This window comes from Leadbetterella byssophila DSM 17132 (assembly GCF_000166395.1).
Classification (GTDB): domain Bacteria; phylum Bacteroidota; class Bacteroidia; order Cytophagales; family Spirosomataceae; genus Leadbetterella; species Leadbetterella byssophila.
Genome location: NC_014655.1, coordinates 1,457,309 through 1,473,804, shown reverse-complemented (window position 1 = coordinate 1,473,804; position 16,496 = coordinate 1,457,309). Strand labels below are relative to the sequence as shown.

Annotated in this window: 19 protein-coding genes; 9 read left to right on the top strand and 10 right to left on the bottom strand. The window is 40.1% G+C overall.

Annotated elements, in window-relative coordinates; all coding sequences use genetic code 11:
• The first annotated feature begins 59 nt into the window (after nucleotides 1–59).
• Both LBYS_RS07085 and LBYS_RS07080 read left to right on the top strand, forming a co-directional pair.
• Nucleotides 60–296: a YwbE family protein gene (locus LBYS_RS07085; protein WP_013408188.1), complete on the top strand. Its 237-nt coding sequence runs from the start codon at nucleotides 60–62 to the stop codon at nucleotides 294–296.
• On the top strand, nucleotides 283–723 hold the full coding sequence (locus LBYS_RS07080) for a nuclear transport factor 2 family protein (RefSeq protein WP_013408187.1): 441 nt from the start codon (nucleotides 283–285) through the stop codon (nucleotides 721–723). Before LBYS_RS07085 ends, LBYS_RS07080 begins: the two co-directional genes overlap by 14 nt.
• Here the strand turns inward: LBYS_RS07080 and LBYS_RS07075 are convergent.
• Nucleotides 720–2,954 carry a S9 family peptidase gene (locus LBYS_RS07075; protein WP_013408186.1) on the bottom strand — a complete coding sequence of 745 codons (2,235 nt, stop codon included), beginning with the start codon at nucleotides 2,952–2,954 and terminating at the stop codon, nucleotides 720–722. The two genes, LBYS_RS07080 and LBYS_RS07075, sit on opposite strands and share 4 nt — an antisense overlap.
• 145 nt (nucleotides 2,955–3,099) lie before the next feature.
• Here LBYS_RS07075 and LBYS_RS07070 point away from each other — a divergent pair, with 145 nt between their 5' ends.
• From LBYS_RS07070 to dtd, 4 genes are all read left to right on the top strand, one after another.
• Nucleotides 3,100–3,981: an alpha/beta hydrolase gene (locus LBYS_RS07070; RefSeq protein ID WP_013408185.1), complete on the top strand. Its 882-nt coding sequence runs from the start codon at nucleotides 3,100–3,102 to the stop codon at nucleotides 3,979–3,981.
• Nucleotides 3,978–6,239 (top strand): GH92 family glycosyl hydrolase, encoded by a 2,262-nt coding sequence (locus LBYS_RS07065; RefSeq protein WP_013408184.1) that lies wholly within the window; start codon nucleotides 3,978–3,980, stop codon nucleotides 6,237–6,239. Before LBYS_RS07070 ends, LBYS_RS07065 begins: the two co-directional genes overlap by 4 nt.
• Nucleotides 6,240–6,308: 69 nt before the next feature.
• Complete coding sequence (mgtE, locus tag LBYS_RS07060) at nucleotides 6,309–7,667, top strand: magnesium transporter (protein WP_013408183.1); 1,359 nt, start codon at nucleotides 6,309–6,311, stop codon at nucleotides 7,665–7,667.
• Nucleotides 7,664–8,116, top strand: coding sequence for a D-aminoacyl-tRNA deacylase (gene dtd, locus LBYS_RS07055; RefSeq protein ID WP_013408182.1), 453 nt, complete (start codon nucleotides 7,664–7,666; stop codon nucleotides 8,114–8,116). The genes mgtE and dtd overlap by 4 nt, the downstream gene beginning before the upstream one ends.
• A gap of 55 nt (nucleotides 8,117–8,171) precedes the next feature.
• Here the strand turns inward: dtd and rpmB are convergent, their stop codons facing one another.
• On the bottom strand, nucleotides 8,172–8,411 hold the full coding sequence (gene rpmB / locus LBYS_RS07050; RefSeq protein WP_013408181.1) for a 50S ribosomal protein L28: 240 nt from the start codon (nucleotides 8,409–8,411) through the stop codon (nucleotides 8,172–8,174).
• Between the two features lie 167 nt (nucleotides 8,412–8,578).
• On the opposite strand from rpmB, the gene LBYS_RS07045 reads away from it, so the two are divergent.
• On the top strand, nucleotides 8,579–8,989 hold the full coding sequence (locus tag LBYS_RS07045; protein ID WP_013408180.1) for an OsmC family protein: 411 nt from the start codon (nucleotides 8,579–8,581) through the stop codon (nucleotides 8,987–8,989).
• A gap of 18 nt (nucleotides 8,990–9,007) precedes the next feature.
• Here the strand turns inward: LBYS_RS07045 and LBYS_RS07040 are convergent, their stop codons facing one another.
• The gene (locus LBYS_RS07040; protein WP_013408179.1) at nucleotides 9,008–10,402 is read right to left on the bottom strand and encodes a DUF4403 family protein; all 1,395 of its coding nucleotides are present in this window, start codon (nucleotides 10,400–10,402) and stop codon (nucleotides 9,008–9,010) included.
• 100 nt (nucleotides 10,403–10,502) lie between these two features.
• Between LBYS_RS07040 and LBYS_RS07035 the strand changes: the two genes are divergently transcribed.
• Complete coding sequence (locus tag LBYS_RS07035) at nucleotides 10,503–11,000, top strand: phosphoglycerate mutase family protein (protein ID WP_013408178.1); 498 nt, start codon at nucleotides 10,503–10,505, stop codon at nucleotides 10,998–11,000.
• A gap of 54 nt (nucleotides 11,001–11,054) precedes the next feature.
• Here LBYS_RS07035 and LBYS_RS07030 read toward each other — a convergent pair whose 3' ends face one another.
• From LBYS_RS07030 to LBYS_RS07015, 4 genes are all read right to left on the bottom strand, one after another.
• The gene (locus LBYS_RS07030; protein WP_013408177.1) at nucleotides 11,055–11,522 is read right to left on the bottom strand and encodes a hypothetical protein; all 468 of its coding nucleotides are present in this window, start codon (nucleotides 11,520–11,522) and stop codon (nucleotides 11,055–11,057) included.
• An 88-nt stretch (nucleotides 11,523–11,610) separates the two neighbouring features.
• Nucleotides 11,611–11,916, bottom strand: a complete 306-nt coding sequence (locus tag LBYS_RS07025; protein WP_013408176.1) for a rhodanese-like domain-containing protein — start codon at nucleotides 11,914–11,916, stop codon at nucleotides 11,611–11,613.
• Nucleotides 11,917–11,928: 12 nt separating this feature from the next.
• A complete protein-coding gene (locus LBYS_RS07020; RefSeq protein WP_013408175.1) occupies nucleotides 11,929–12,693 on the bottom strand; it encodes a PASTA domain-containing protein in 765 nt (254 codons plus the stop codon).
• A gap of 55 nt (nucleotides 12,694–12,748) precedes the next feature.
• Complete coding sequence (locus LBYS_RS07015) at nucleotides 12,749–13,339, bottom strand: riboflavin synthase (protein ID WP_013408174.1); 591 nt, start codon at nucleotides 13,337–13,339, stop codon at nucleotides 12,749–12,751.
• A 37-nt stretch (nucleotides 13,340–13,376) separates the two neighbouring features.
• Here LBYS_RS07015 and LBYS_RS07010 point away from each other — a divergent pair, with 37 nt between their 5' ends.
• On the top strand, nucleotides 13,377–13,961 hold the full coding sequence (locus tag LBYS_RS07010; RefSeq protein WP_013408173.1) for a DUF1684 domain-containing protein: 585 nt from the start codon (nucleotides 13,377–13,379) through the stop codon (nucleotides 13,959–13,961).
• On the opposite strand, the gene LBYS_RS07005 is transcribed toward LBYS_RS07010, so the two are convergent.
• From LBYS_RS07005 to LBYS_RS06995, 3 genes are read right to left on the bottom strand one after another with little or no spacing between them, the layout of a single operon-like run.
• A complete protein-coding gene (locus LBYS_RS07005) occupies nucleotides 13,949–14,191 on the bottom strand; it encodes a hypothetical protein (protein ID WP_013408172.1) in 243 nt (80 codons plus the stop codon). The genes LBYS_RS07010 and LBYS_RS07005 overlap by 13 nt on opposite strands.
• On the bottom strand, nucleotides 14,176–15,261 hold the full coding sequence (nagA, locus tag LBYS_RS07000; protein ID WP_013408171.1) for an N-acetylglucosamine-6-phosphate deacetylase: 1,086 nt from the start codon (nucleotides 15,259–15,261) through the stop codon (nucleotides 14,176–14,178). Before nagA ends, LBYS_RS07005 begins: the two co-directional genes overlap by 16 nt.
• A complete protein-coding gene (locus LBYS_RS06995; protein ID WP_013408170.1) occupies nucleotides 15,236–16,420 on the bottom strand; it encodes a cation:proton antiporter in 1,185 nt (394 codons plus the stop codon). The genes nagA and LBYS_RS06995 overlap by 26 nt, the downstream gene beginning before the upstream one ends.
• Nucleotides 16,421–16,496 lie beyond the last annotated feature (76 nt).

Genomic DNA, 16,496 nt, shown 5'->3' with positions numbered 1-16,496 from the left:
TTTTTTGCCGTTCACTCAATGGGTGAAATGGACATCCTTTTGTTCAAGGTGGAATTTACATGAAAATACTTAGCTTTGTGCACATGAATAAAGATGGTAAGACCAGAGCTGATGTCCGACCGGGGATGTTAGTGAACATAGTACTTAAAAAAGATCAAAGAACCGGAGAATTAACCCAAGGAATTGTTAAAAACATACTCACTTCTGCGCCTTATCATCATAGAGGCATTAAGGTCAGACTAGATGACGGTCAGATAGGCAGAGTAAAAGAAATTTTACCAGATGAAGACTTTTAAAACAACTCTAGCACTGTTTATTTGCCTAAGCTTTTCTGCTTCAGCCCAAGAGGATGGTATTAAATCTACCATTGACGGATTCTTCAAGGCCATGAGGGATTCAGATTCTACTGCATTAAAATCATATGTAGCAAAAGGTGCTATATTTCAAACCATTGGTGTTGAAAATGCTGTGAAATCTACTGGCCCTGAATCTTTCATCACTGCAGTAGGAAGGGCACAGAAGGGTTCATTTGATGAAAGAGTAACCTATGAAAAGATCTTGGTAGATGGGCCCATGGCTATGGCATGGACCCCTTATACCTTTTATCTGAATGGAAACTTATCTCACTGTGGGGTGAATCATTTCTCACTTGTACTACAAGAAGGGAAGTGGAAAATAGCTCACGTTATTGACACTAGGAGAAAAGAAAACTGCCTCCCTTAAGGGGCAGTTTTTATATGTCCTTCCCAAAGAGGAGGGTCAACACCAATCAGATGTTTAACAAAGAAATCTCTCCTGCGGTGCTCTCCGTAATCTCCTCCAAGGGAGTGTCCCATTCCGGGAACAAACAAGAAATCTACCCATTTATTGGCTTTAATGATACCGTTGATCAATTGGAAGGTAGATGAAGGGTCTACATTATCATCCATTTCTCCTAGGATTAGAAGTAATTTGCCCTGAAGTTTGTGGGCATGGGTTACATTAGATGATTCTTCGTAATGCGGACCGATAGGGTAGCCCATCCATTGTTCATTCCACCATATTTTATCCATTCTGTTATCATGGCATCCTGAGGAGGAAACGGCCACTTTATAAAAATCAGGATGGTGTAATAAGGCTCCTGCTGAACTTTGTCCTCCGGCGGAATTACCGAAAATTCCTACCCTGCTAATATCCATGTAAGGATATTTCTTCGCTGCAGTTTTGATCCACTTCATTCTGTCTGGGAATCCACTATCCTTTAAGTTTTTCCAGCACACATCGTGGAATGCTTTGGATCGATTAGAGGTGCCCATACCGTCAATTTGTACCACAATAAATCCTAACTCTGCTAATTGATGCAGGTCTCCTCTGGAATCTGTTACAAAGTTCTTAGGAACGAAGGAGTCATGTGGGCCTGCATAGATGTATTCTATCACAGGATATTTCTTTTTAGGATCAAAGTTGGAAGGACGTATAATCATTCCCCAAATGTCTGTGCTATCGTCTCTACCTGTGGTAACGAATACTTCTGGCATTACCCATCCGGTCTTCAGTAGATCTTTGATGTCTGCCTTTTCTAAATGCATAAGGATCTTTCCGTCAGCGGTACTTCTTAATACAGTTTCAGGAGCTTGATCCAATCTACCCCAAATGTCTACGAAATAGTTAAAATCTGGAGAAAAAGTGGCTCTATGGTTGCCATTCTCATTGGTTAACACCCTGAAATCCGAGCCATCAAAAGATACGGAGTAATATTGAATAAAATAGGGGTCTTGACCTTTCTCTCTTCCGCTACCTTCGAAAATAATCCTACGACTTGCTTCGTCTACTTTGATTACTTTTCTAACTACCCATTTGCCCTTGGTGATCTGATTCTTTACTTTACCGGACTTTGCATCGTATAAATAAAGGTGATTCCATCCATCCCTTTCTGACATCCAAATCAATTCTTCTGTTTTCTGTGCATAATGCAAGAACTTTTTGCCACTGTAATGGAAGAAGGTGGGGCTAGATTCTTTAATGACTTCAGTAACCTTTCCATTTTCCGTATCAAGTCTTAAGACATGATAGTTTTGATGGCCCCTTTGATTATATTCAAAGAGCAATGCTTTGCTGTCAGCTCTCCATTGCGGGAAAGAAAGGCTGTATTGGTTAGCAATAAGTTCAGGAGAAACTTCGTATGTTTTGTTTTTTTCAATATCAAAAACCACTGGGTATTTCTGATTCAAAGCATCCCCTGGTTTAAGGTAGTCTCTGGTATGAAGTTTAGGTTGTAGCTGATCACTTGGAGAAGATTCGATCAAAGTCAATACCCTTTTTCCCCCTGGCCGAATTCGGGTGGAGTAGATATACTTGGAATCCGGAGACCAAGACAGGAAAGCTGAATAATATTCTCCCGGTGAGCCGTCAAAACTCAAGGCTTTTTCTGATTTTGGGTCATCAACTTTACTGATGTAAACATTTGAATTCTTTATATATGCTTTCCATTTTTTGTCGGGCGAAAGAATTGGATTACCCTCACGTTCGTCTCTCAGGCTTCCCCAATACCTTTCGGGTCTTTGTGGAGCATTGATATTTCCTTTGTCGGTCAGTTGATTATCCGTAAAACTCCACGTTTTGCCAAAAGCCTCAAACGAAACCCCTTCTCCTTCCATTTTAAGATTTTCTAAGGGGATTTCATGCTTATTGACTTTTTGATGTACGGCGTTTTCTAATTGAGTGATTAAAGAGCTTGTAGAAAATAGAGTTTCTTTCTTTTTACTTGCGGGGTCTACTTTATAGAATGCTTCTCCCTCGGCTGTTTGGACTTTGTACCAGACTTGGCTTCCTTGCCACTGCACGTGTAGGGGTTCGTGGTACACTTTGTATTTGGTGCTCTCTTTGATGTAGTCTGCCCGCTTATAATCTGCGGCAGTGCCTTGGGCAGCAAGCTGCAAGCTCAGAAGGCTGAACAGTATAGTTTTTATTTTCATGATCTGGGTTTTTGGGAAAAATAATAAAAGTTATAGCTTTAAGCTCAGTTCAGTTAAAATATGTGTATAAATAGGCAAGAAAAGTATGAAATTATAGGCTTTAAAGGGTTTTGGTTATTATCTTCACCGCACTAATCAACCTATTATGAGAGTTTTTTTCTTCCTTTTGATTTCTTACATGAGTATGGCCCAAGAAATTATTCCCTTATATCCGGATGGGGTGCCGGGACTAAAAGTCAAGGATGTTCCGGAAAAAATGACGGGCGCAAACATTACTAATGTGACGGTTCCCACTTTAGCCATTTACAAACCGCAAAAGCAGACTTCTAATGCAGCTGTGGTCATTTGTCCCGGCGGAGGTTATGCTGTTTTAGCTTATAAAAAAGAGGGGGAGAATTTAGCCAGGTGGTTTAGTGAGAGAGGAATGATAGCTGTGGTGTTAAAATATAGATTACCTCAAAGAGAATATTTTACAGATGCGGGGATTCGTCCTTTACAAGATGCTCAAAGTGCCATTGCCTTCGTCAAGTCTCATGCGAAGGAGTGGGGAATTAAGGATGTAGGTATAATGGGATTCTCCGCAGGAGGGCATTTGGCGGCAACAACATCTACCTTATTTGATAATCCGGTGGGAGAAATAAAAAGAAGTTCAGAAGAGGTGCGTCCTGATTTCTCTCTATTGATCTATCCGGTAATTTCATTAGATGATAATATTACGCATGAAGGTTCAAAAAAGAACTTGTTAGGACCTAACTTCAACGAGCAAGAGCTGAAAAGATATTCACCTGAAAAGAACATAACAGAAAAAACTCCTCCTGTTTTCCTAGTTTCTACTACAGATGATTGGGTGGTTCCAGAGAATTCCATTGCCTACTATTTGGCCGCTAAAAGACATAAAGTTCCTGCAGAAATGCACATCTATGAAAAAGGAGGACATGGTTATGCACTTACAAAAGACAACAGAGGCCCGGTAGAGAAATGGCCCGAAGCATTAGAAGCTTGGTTAAAATTACACAAATGGTTATGAGAAAAATCTTAGTATCGCTACTATTCACAAGTATTACAGTATTCGGCCAGGATTGGGTGCAATACGTGAACCCTTTGGTAGGAACTCAATCTAAACATTCCTTATCTAATGGAAATACTTATCCGGTCATTGCCATGCCCTGGGGTATGAATTTCTGGACTCCTCAAACAGGTAAGATGGGTGACGGCTGGGCTTACACCTACGATGCGGATAAGATAAGGGGTTTTAAGCAAACCCATCAACCTAGTCCTTGGATTAATGATTATGGGCAATTTAGTCTTATGCCCGTTACTGGGAAATTGGAATTTAATCAAGACAAAAGGGCTAGTTGGTTTTCCCATAAAGCAGAAAAAGCCCAACCGCATTATTATTCCGTTTATTTGGCTGACCATGACGTGGTCACTGAAATTACCCCTACGGAGCGAGCCGCGATGTTTCGATTTACATTCCCGGAAAACAAGAATTCATATGTGGTAGTGGATGCGTTTGACAAGGGATCTTACATTAAAGTTATTCCGCAGGAGAGAAAGATCATTGGCTATACTACTAGAAATAGTGGAGGAGTTCCTGAAAATTTCAAGAATTATTTTGTCATCATTTTCGATAAAGACTTTGATTTTAAAGCTACAGTAGCTGATACAGTTTTGCAAGAAGGAAAATGGGAGGTGCAAGCCCATCATGCCTATGGAATTATAGGATTTTCTACCAAAAAAGGTGAAAAAGTGCATGCTAAGGTAGCTTCGTCTTTTATAAGTTTAGAACAAGCAGAGCTAAATCTTAAGGAGCTGGGAACAGATAGTTTTGATCAAGTTAAAGAGAAGGGCAGGTTAAGGTGGAATGCGGTATTAGGGAAAATAGAAGTTAAGGATTCAGACATTGATAAATTGAGAACATTTTATTCCTGTCTCTACAGATCTGTTCTTTTTCCAAGAAGCTTCTATGAGTACAATGTCAAAGGAGAAGTGATGCATTATAGTCCTTATAATGGTCAGGTTTTACCAGGGTACATGTATACGGACACGGGATTTTGGGATACTTTTAGATCATTATTCCCCTTTTTAAACTTCATTTATCCTTCGGAGAATGTGAAAATGCAGGAGGGTTTAGTGAATGCATATAAGGAAAGTGGTTGGCTTCCGGAATGGGCAAGTCCCGGACACAGAGACTGCATGGTAGGAAATAATTCGGCTGCTGTGGTGGCTGATGCCTATTTAAAAGGTCTTCGAGGATATGATATTGAAACCCTTTGGGAGGCGGTGGTCCATGGAGCAAATAATGAACATCCAAAAATCAGCTCTACGGGCAGAAAGGGAGTTTCCTATTACAATGAGTTAGGATACGTGCCGTATGATGCTAGGATCAATGAGAACGCGGCTAGGACGCTAGAATATGCCTATAACGACTGGAGTATTTACCAATTAGGTAAGGCACTAGGGAAACCGGAGTCTGAAATTGGAATATTTGCCAAACGCGCGTATAATTATAGGAATCTCTTTGATATTGAAACGGGTTTGATGAGGGGGAAGAATAAGAATGGCAGCTTCCAAGCACCCTTTAATCCTTTGAAATGGGGCGATGCATTTACAGAGGGCAATTCCTGGCATTACACCTGGTCAGTATTCCATGATCCTGCGGGTTTGATTGGACTGATGGGTGGACCACAAGGATTTAATAAGATGTTAGATTCTGTATTTAATGTTCCTCCTTTGTTTGATGAAAGCTATTATGGCTTTGTAATTCATGAGATCCGGGAGATGCAAATCATGAATATGGGAAATTATGCCCATGGAAATCAGCCTATTCAGCATATGATTTATCTTTATAATTACTCCGGTCAACCCTGGAAAACGCAATTCTGGACTAGGGAGGTAATGGATAAATTGTATACCCCAGCTCCGGACGGATATTGTGGAGATGAGGATAACGGACAAACTTCTGCATGGTATGTTTTTTCAGCATTAGGATTTTATCCTGTATGTCCGGGAACAGATGAATATGTTCTAGGTTCTCCTTTATTTAAAGACGTAACTTTGAACTTCGAAAATGGAAAGAAATTAAAATTAAGTGCACCGGGGAATGGGCCTGATAATCGCTATATTCAATCCATCAAGGTGAATGGTAAGGTTCATGGAGCTAACTACTTCACACATGGTGTCTTACAAAAAGGAGGAACCATTCATTACGAGATGGGCAGCAAGCCTAACTTGAATAGAGGAACAAAAGAAGGAGACTTCCCTTATTCTTTTTCGAAAAAATAGTAGAAGTGGGCCTTTGGCCTGCTTCGCTTATGGAAATTTCGGTGTAACTTTGCTAAAAATACCGAGAGAATGGCAGCTTTCGAGTTAACCAAGGAATATCTCTTAGCCATAGAGGAGGCTATTGAGAATCGTAATACTGAATATTTAACTGCAGAGCTGGAGGAGCATTTTCCTGCAGATATTGCTGCCATTTTATATGAGGTCAATGGGGAGCAAGCCCATTATTTATTACAACTTCTTGACACCGAAAAAGGGGCAGAAGTGCTTTCTAACATTGAGAAAGAAGACCTCAAAAAATTCATCAAAGAACAGTTTACGGTAGAAGAGATCTCCACCTACGTAAACTTATTTGATTCAGATGATGCGGTGGACCTTCTGAATCAATTGCCCATAGAGTTCAGAGAAAAGATCATAGCTTCCCTGGAAGACCGTGAGCAAGCCCGTTTTATCATTGATTTGATGCATTATCCGGAAGATGTAGCCGGAGGTTTGATGCAGAAAGAGTTAGTGAAGGTGAAGATGGGTCAGACGGTGAGCGAATGCGTAGAAGAGATTCGGGACCAGGCTGAAAACGTCGATAAGGTGTATGCCGTATATGTGGTGGATGATCATCAGATATTGAAAGGCATAGTTTCTCTAAAACAATTGGTATTAGCTAGAAGAAATACCCGAGTAGAAAATATCTTCGAAGAAGACATAGTTTACGTGGATACCACTAAAAGCGGGGATGAGGTGGCCCAAATCATGCAGAAGTATGACTTAGAAGCCATTCCTGTGGTGAATGCTTTAGGGCGGCTTTTAGGGGTCATTATGATTGATGACGTGATTGACTTTATCACGGAGAAAGCAGAGGATGATATCCAAAAAATGGCCGGTATCACTGATGACGTAGAAGAAGATGATTCCGTGTGGAAGTTGGCCAAATCCCGTATTCCCTGGCTTGTGATTGGTGTATTTGGGAGTTTGATGGCAGCCTCTGTCATTCATCAGTTTGAGAATATTCTCGCCCGGATTTCTGCATTGGCCATGTTTATTCCTATAATGGGATCTACAGGAGGGAATGTGGGGATTCAAACCAGTTCTTTGATAGTGCAATCCTTATCAGAAAAGACACCTTTGGAAATGAGTTTAGGTCAACGTTTGGTGAAGGTTGTCCAGGTAGCTTTGATTAATGGTATTATTGTAGGTATTGTTGCCGGAGTTTATGTATACATAATTGGAGAGCCTGATTTATTTTGGGTGGTGTTCCTTTCTCTGATCTCTGTGGTGATCTTAGCCTCATTTATGGGGACTATCACCCCTCTAGTATTAGAAAAATTTGGGGTTAATCCTGCTATAGCTTCAGGTCCCTTTATTACTACTGCCAATGACCTCATCGGTATTGGTACCTATTTTTTAATTGCTTCAAGTCTTTTAAATCTTCAATGATTGCCGTAGTTCAAAGAGTTAGTTCATCTTCCGTAAAAGTGGAGGGGGAGATCGTAGGTCAAATAGGAGTTGGGTTCAATGTTCTCTTGGGAGTGTCAGAAAATGACACGGAAGAGGATTTACAGTGGCTGGCGAAGAAGATGGTAGGTCTAAGGGTTTTTTCAGACGAAGAAGGCAAAATGAACAAAGACCTGAAGGATGTAGACGGAAATATTCTTTTGATCTCTCAATTTACTCTTTTAGGAAGTACCAAAAAGGGAAATAGGCCTTCGTTTATAGAAGCTGCCCGACCAGAAAAAGCAATTCCAATGTACGAAAAGATGAAGGAAGTACTTTCAGAAATGCTTGGGAAGAAAGTGGAATGCGGCATTTTCGGTGCAGACATGAAAGTGGAAATCCAAAATGACGGACCGGTGACTTTAGTGATTGATACCGCAAATAAAAGATAATAAAAAAGGTCGGATGTCTCTGCCACCCAACCCTAAAAAACATTTCACTAAAGTCTTACAAAGAAAGTGTTCCTTTACGAGCTGCTTTCAAGATAGTTTTTTCTAAACCATTTTTATTAATGGTACGAATTACACTTGTAGCCACTTTTAGTTCTACCCATACACCTTCAGACTCTAGGAAGAATTTCTTCGTTTTCAGGTTTGGATAAAATTTACGCTTAACTTTATTGTTAGCGTGAGAAACATGGTTACCAGTTCTTGTTCTCTTTCCGCTTATTTGACATACCTTAGACATAACGCTATTAATTAAGTTCTTTTTCAATCCATTTCGGGCTGCAAATATCCGAACTTATTTCCATATATACAACTGGATTCGGATTAATTCTCGAAACTTACTGTTTCTTTATTCAAATTTACGTATACTTACAGAGATATCACACATTACCTTAAATTAAAAAGGACATGAAAAGAAAGGCAACGGCCGTATGGAACGGCACATTGAAAGAGGGTAGTGGTCATTTAACCACAGCCAGCACAGTTTTGAATCAAACCCAGTATTCCTTTAACAGTCGGTTTGCCGAAGGGATAGGGACTAATCCGGAGGAATTATTGGCAGCGGCCCATGCGGGTTGTTTTACCATGAAGTTATCCGCGGACTTAACAGAAGCAGGATTTAAGCCGGAAGTCTTAGAAACTCAGGCTACAATAACTTTTGAGGACGGGAAGATAGCGTTGTCCCACCTTTCCTTGAAAGCGAAGGTACCGGGAATAGGGGATGGAGATTTCCAACAAATAGCCAAGAAAGCTAAAGATACCTGCCCCGTGAGTGTAGCTTTTAGTTTTCCTTTGGAGTTAGAAGCCATTTTGTTATAGTCCGGAAAGGTTCCGGACTTACCTTATTCTCAATTTCTTCTTTACCGGAAGTCGTTTCAGTGACAAATCGAACTTGGTTTTACTATGTATCTTGATTTGTAATTCATTTTCGTTGATGAGGTACTCCAGGTCTTCGATGATTATTTCTTCGAAATTCATGTTGAATTTATCGGCTGATCTACCTTGATTGATGGTGTTATTGAGATATTCAGGTAGATTATTTACTTGATTCCCTACATTTAGAACCACTTTCTCTGTAACATATGCTAGTAGATTTTCTTTTAGTTTAGTGTCCAAAAGTTTTACCACTACGTTATCGCTTTCTAAATCATAGTCGAGCTCCTTAATGGTGAGTTGCCTGTTATTCGGATCGTAATTAGGCTGGCCTACAATGGTAATATTTCCTTCTGCACTTCCTGATACTCCTAGATGCAGTACAATCTTCCTGTCAGCCCCCCTCATGGTAACGGAATTGATTACTAACTTCATTACTTTATTGTCAAATTCGTAGGGAAGCAAGGATTGTACAAGCTCTTTATTTATGAATTGTAGTGGTATTCTGGCCAAGACCTCCAGTCGGTTCGAGTCAGGCGTAAATCTATCTAAATTCTTAAAAGGAGGTAGGGGTAATGCCTTACTTACTGACATGGAATCTACATGTATTAGGGCACGGGTATCTACTGCTAATTTGAACAGGAATCCCTTAGGTGTCACCAAAATTCTACCGGCTATTGACTTCGGATCAATCTTAAAGTACAGTATAGAACTGTCTTTCTTGATGATGGGCATGGGCTTTTGGATATTAATCCAGGTCTTATTAATCCCTTTTTTTAGGTTTACCTTCTCTTCTAAGGCTTTATCTAGGTTTTCTGTAAGGGTATTAACTTCTTTTCTCAGAAGGTGATCTACAATGAATTTTATACCTAGTTCTACATTTCCAACTTTCAATTTAGGCTTTCGTACCCATTCGTGCTTTTTGAGTACGGACTTGGCTACTATATCCCAATGCTCATTCACATCTGGTTTGATGTTCAAATGAAGATTTAATTCCCCTGTCACTTGTCGTTCCTTAACTTTCCCTGATTTTTTCTCCTTGTCTGCCACTACAGTAATGTCAAGAGGAAAAAGTACATTCACGGAATCTCCTACGATTTTAAGTTGAATTTTTTTGGGCTTAGTAACCACTAATCTTACAGAGTCTTTATCGTCTCTAGGAATATACTTATCTACAATAACTTGGTCAAATTTTCTATTCAGCCATTCTTCAAGATCCTGAGTGGGGTAATCTATTTCGAAAAATAGCTTGTGATAATGAGCTGTAAGGGAATCAGACATTGGAGGGGCTTCTGCAATGTTCTTATTTTCTCTGGTACATGCCGTTAGGAAAAGTAGACAAATGAATAAATATCTCATTGTATTTTCGTGGGAGTTGGATGGAAATTACTAAAAAACTGATTCGTATCTAGCATCAGGTGAAAAATTATGTTTTAACTTCAATAAAAAACTTTTACTTATGCGTATTTTCTTCACTTTTTTACTACTGTTCGCGGCGATGGGATCTCAAGCACAAATCAAGGTGGTGCTGGTTAGACATTCTGTTAAATCAGATAATACAAGTAGGGATCCTGATCTAAGTGCGGAGGGTAAGAATTATGCCGAAGCTTTGGGGAGATTTTTGGAGAATGAGTCATTTGATGGAGCATATGCTACTCCATTTAAACGCACCCATCAGACCATTGAAAAGGTGGCAGTAAAGAATCAACTGGCCATAAGAGACTATCCTCCTGTGGACGGCAAAGGCTTATTGGCTAAAATTCAGGAGTCAGGACAGAAAAGCGTCATTGTAGCAGGTCATAGTAACACTATACATCACTTGATAAATTACTTTGTGCCTGAAGCAAAGATGGAAGAGTTGGATGAAAGTGACTATGGGAAGGTATTTCTGATAAGCTTTTATGGAGATAGGCCTGCTTCTTTATTTGTACTGAATACCAAAGATTGGATAAAATAAAAGGGGCATATAAGCCCCTTTCTCATTGTCTGGATTTATGCAGGAAGTGGTGGTTTACTTCATGATGAATTTTATTCCGATGGAGAATCTTCCCGGAGTGAAATGACTCCCGTGATTCAAGCGCCACCAAGGTTTCCAATCGAAGTGTAGGCCTAGAGGTACTTCAGGTAGTTTAAATTCTAGACCAGCTTGTGGACGTAGCGCAAATTCGGTATAATCACCGTGGTTAGTATTAAAGCCCAGTTGAGGTCCCACACCCACATACCATGCGAAGCCTCGAGTATCAGGGAAATTCTTTACGTATTGGTAATCTGCACCGATATACATAAAGTTGTAGTCGGAGAACATCACTTGCCCTTGGATAGCGGCATTTTTTCCGAACACATGTTTGATTTGGGGGCCAAAGAAGGATGACCCGTCTCCTACGTCAATACCTAAACCCAGAGCTGTCTTGTACGGAGTTTGGGCAAAGGCACTAGCACCAAAGAGTAAAAAGAGAATCGCTAACTTTACTTTTTTCATTCACACTTTCTTTTGATACAAAGTAAAGCCAGCGGGCTTAAAGCGGGATTTAATTAGGATTAAAAGCACCTTAAAAAAAAGGGAGCTCTTAAAGCTCCCTGTAGGCTAGGATTCCTCCTAAAACGTTATGTACTTTTTCAAAGCCTTCTGCCAAAAGCATCTCTTTGGCTCGGGCTGATCTTGCACCGCTTCTGCAGTGGATATAAATATCTTTGCCTTTCCAGCTTTCCAATTGATCTAACTCAAAAGGTAAGTCCCCTAAAGGAATCAATGTTCCACCTAGATTGTCTGCCTCAAACTCGTCCGGATTTCGTACATCCAAAAGTTGGATAGGTTCGTTCCCTTCTAATAGTTCTTTTAGTTGGGCGGCAGTGATATCAAAATTCTCTTCCATATATATAAATGTTTATTCTCCTCCTGCGGATACCCAAAGATCTACGGGTGCTCCAAGTCTGATCTTATTTTCCGGTCCTGCTGCCGGACGCTGTCTGATAACCGTTCCGGCCGGAGCAGAAGAAGGCTCAGATATGATCTGACCTACACTCAAACCTAATCCTGTTAGTAGTAAATCAGCTTCTTCTTGTTCCATTCCTACTACATCAGGCATATCTATTTTTTGGTCGGCATAACCGTCACCCACTACAAAAATGATCTTAGACCCTTTTGGTACTTCGTCTCCTGGTTGAAGTTCTCTATTGCCGATTTTAACTTTCAGAATAGTGTTCTCTTCAAGCGCTGGAATCTTCTCTTCTTGGTCGAATTCTAAACCAGCACTGAGTAATTGGTTTTTCCCACTAATAGTGGATCTTCCTATGATATTGGGAAGTTTTACTAAAGGTGCGGAAACTGCAGCTACGGTTAAAAATACCTTTCTGTTAGATTTCACCGTAGAGCCAGCTTTGGGGTATAAGCTTATTATACTCAAAGGTTTTGCTCCAGCTTTAAATACGGAGTCACTCACTTCGTAATCTAAACCCGCTCTATCTAACTCTTTTTTAGCCTCATCTAGTGTTAAACCTTCTATTTTGGGTACTTGAACGGCTTCTCCATGGTTCGTACTCCACGGTAGATAGATAAAAAAGAAGCCGAAAAATAAGATTAGTAGGGAAGCTATTATGATTCCCAAGTGGATTAAAACATCTGTTTTAGTATTGGTACTAAATTTTGCCATGCTAGAGCCTTATGCGATTGCAAATTAATGGGATATTAACGAAAAACCAATTTTTTTATTGGAAGGGACGTGCTAATCGGGCAATGTATTTACCCACTATATCAAACTCCAAATTCACTTCAGAGCCCTCTTCTAAGCCTTTTAAGTTCGTGTGCTCCCAAGTATAAGGAATGATAGCTACTGTGAACTTGCCGTGCTCGGAATTAAATACGGTCAAGCTGATGCCATTTAAACAAATGGAGCCTTTCTCTACAGTGACATTCCCTAGTGAAGCATCATAACTGAAGTCTAATTGCCAGCTTCCTCCTAAGTCTGTGATTTTATCACATGTACCCGTTTGATCCACATGACCCTGAACGATATGCCCGTCAAATCTCCCGTCAGAGCGAAGACATCTTTCCAGATTCACTTTATCTCCAACTTTCAATTTCCCTAGAGTAGTCTTATTTAAGGTTTCCGCAATAGCTGTGACCTGATATGAGTGTCCATTTATTTTTTCTACCGTCAAACAAACCCCATTGTGACTCACACTTTGATCTACTTTTAATTCACTTGTTATGGAGCTTTCTAATTCAAAGGTTAATCCGGAACCCATAGGTTCAATATGCTTCACCTGAGCTAAGGTTTCTACAATTCCTGTAAACATGGTATCTTTGTATAAAAGTGTACAAAATTACAGGATAATGTTTAGGAATAAATTTGTTTTGGGAATAATCGTGTTAGGAGTAGGATTAATAGCCTATTATATGTTTAGCGGAGCACCTACTTATGCAGAATTAGCTGAGAAGGACAGGGAAGCGTATAAAAATTCGATGGTCACTATGAAGGATAGTCCGGTAAAAACTAAAGCTGGCTTTGATTTCTACGCTCCTGATGAAAAATGGGTTCTTGAGGCGAAGTTCGAAAAAGCAGAAAATGACAGGGAGTTCAAGCTTCAAATGACTAATGATAGTTTAGAAACTGCACATTTAGCGGGTTATGCTACCATTGAGGTTGAGGGTCAGTCTTTCAGGCTATTGGTTTTTGATGAAGGGGCAAACTATCTTCTACCATTTAAAGACAGGACTAACGGTTCTGGTACCTACGGAGGAGGCAGATATATTAATATTGAAAAGGGGAAACTAGTGGGCAAAAGATTGACAGTAGATTTTAACCATAGTCATAATTTCTACTGTGCCTATGAGGAATCATTTGTTTGTCCTGTGCCACCCAGAGAGAATAACTTACCTATAGAAGTACCTGTAGGGGAGAAGATTTATAAAAAATGATACTGTTGAAGAAGCATTTTTGCTTCTTCTTCGGTACTTATTTTAGGGAATGGAATTCCACATCGATTATACCAGTAACGGGCATTCCATTCATCTCCTTCTATTCTATGCAGTAGGGCATGTACGCGGTCATACTCTGCTTGTCCTTCTTTTGACTGCGCAATTTCATGGGCCTCATCCCAGTTTCCCTCCAACACAAGCTCTAACGCCTTAATCAGTTCTTCACGCATAGCAATTGAATGTCCTCGAAATTTTCGTCAAAAGTAATGAATTTTGCCGGATGGCCCACTTCTATTCTTCCTATAGGTAAGCCCAGGGCTTCTGCCGGTAAGGAAGTACATTTTCTTAGACTGTCACTTAGACTTAAGCCATATTCATGAACCCCTGTAAATAGGGCATCTGCCATTGAAATATTGGCCCCTGCTAGGTTTCCGTCTGAATTTATATATTTTCCGTCTAAAAGTTTTGCATCAAAGGCTCTCCATTGGAAATGGGTTTTTAGCCCATTTTGGAATAGCGCATCTGAAATGAAGAATATCTTATCTTTCTTTAGTTTTAGAGCCAATTTAACAGTAGCATGATGCACATGTACTCCATCTGGTATGATGGGACAGTACACTTCTGGATGACTCAGCGCTGCTCCGGCTAATCCCGGTGCCCTATGGGTAAAGGGAGACATGGCGTTAAACAAATGGGTGATCCATTTGACTCCCAATCCAAATGCTTCCATAGCCCTTTCATAGGTACAATTTGAATGACCTACGGATACTATTACGCCTTTTTCCAATAGATAAGATATGGTGTCATTATCAAAATGTTCTGGAGCGATGGTCATCATCAAGGGCATTCCTTTAGCTGCAGAAAGGATCTCATTAATCAGGCTTAGTTCAGGTTTGCGGATGTACTCCGTTAAATGAGCACCTCTTTTCTCAATCGAAATGAAAGGACCTTCTAGATGTAAACCTATGATGCTCTGTTCCGGGTTCTTCTGCCTGAATTCTTGTACAGTTTCTATGCCTTTAAACAGGGTTTCCAAGTCTGAGGTAATCAATGCCGGGATTTGGTAGCCAACTCCATTTTTTGCTGCCGCATAATGCATATCCCAGAGTGTTTCTTCTGTGGGATTTGCGGTAAAGTGCAACTGTTCACCTCCATTGATGTGTGCATCTACGAGTGCAGGTGCCAGATGGATATAGTCATAAGTTGTACTTTCTAAGGGAAGTATGTTTTTTATAATGCCGTTTTCAATTTCTAAGGTTGCGGAAGCACCTCCATTAAGGTGTTTGATGTTCAGTTTCATTGTTAGAATTTTTCATTAAGCCTATCATCATCACTAAGGCACAAAGTATAATGACTTGAATCACTAGTGATTTGTTAGCAATAGCAATCTGTTTCGAGGCCGGAATGGATAAGAAAAGTAAAATGGTGATCAGTCCCCGAGGTGCCATAAACACCAAGGGTTTTAAGGGCAAGCGGAAAAGTTTAAGGAAAATGCCTCGGAATAAGAAGATGGTAGCCGTGATACCAATAGCCCAGGCTATGGTAGCATGGTTTAGTATCTCTGATCTTTCCAATAGGAATCCGAATAAAATAAAAAAGGAAGCACGCACCAGGAAGGCGAATTCCCCAGTTAGTTCCTTAAATTTATGGACCTCTGTACTGAACCTTTCCGGATGGAACTTCTTAAAGAACTTGTAATCCTGTAATTCATCTATGTTCTCTAGGAACAGGCCGAAAAGAAGGATAAAGATCAGAGCCGGAAGATGGTAAACTTTGGATACGAAGTATATAAGAATGATGATAACAATGATAGGGGCGAACTTGATATGGTGCCTGATATTGTTCATAAAAAGGGCCAAAAGCAAAGTGGCGACAAAAGAGATAACTAAGATCAGCAGAATTTGCCAGATAAATTGCCCCCAGGTTCCTGTACCTATATGGTCATTTTCAGTAACAAAATTGAACAATATCACTCCGAAAATATCTGAAAAACTACTTTCATAGGTGACGAATGATCTGTTTTCCTTATCCAGAGTTCGGGCACTAGGTATAGCAATAGCCGAACTGATGACAGCAAAGGGAATGGCAGAGCTCAAAGCATCTTTAAAAGAACATTCATCAAAATAGTAGAAAGCCCCTGCTATGGTAAAACTTAAGCCTAATATGGGCAAAAGCGCTAAAAGCATGCTCTTCCGAATGAAGGGGAACTTTGTACGGTCCAACTGTAACTCTAATGCCCCTTCTAATACGATCAATATCAAACCTATAGTTCCTAAAACGGGTAAGATAGGATCCAAAGGAGGCAGAGGAAGATCTAAGGTCAAAGCCACTACCTTAACGGCATAACCTAATAGCAATAGCAATATGACTGCCGGAATCCTTGTCTTGGAGGCAGTAATATCAAATAAGTAGGCTATTAAAACGAGAATACAAAGGGCTATAATTATGCCGGTAGACATAGGGAACTTTTGTGTTTGTTTTGGAAAGTTTATAAAAAAATATCAGAACTCCAAAAGCACCAAGGTCTACTTATTT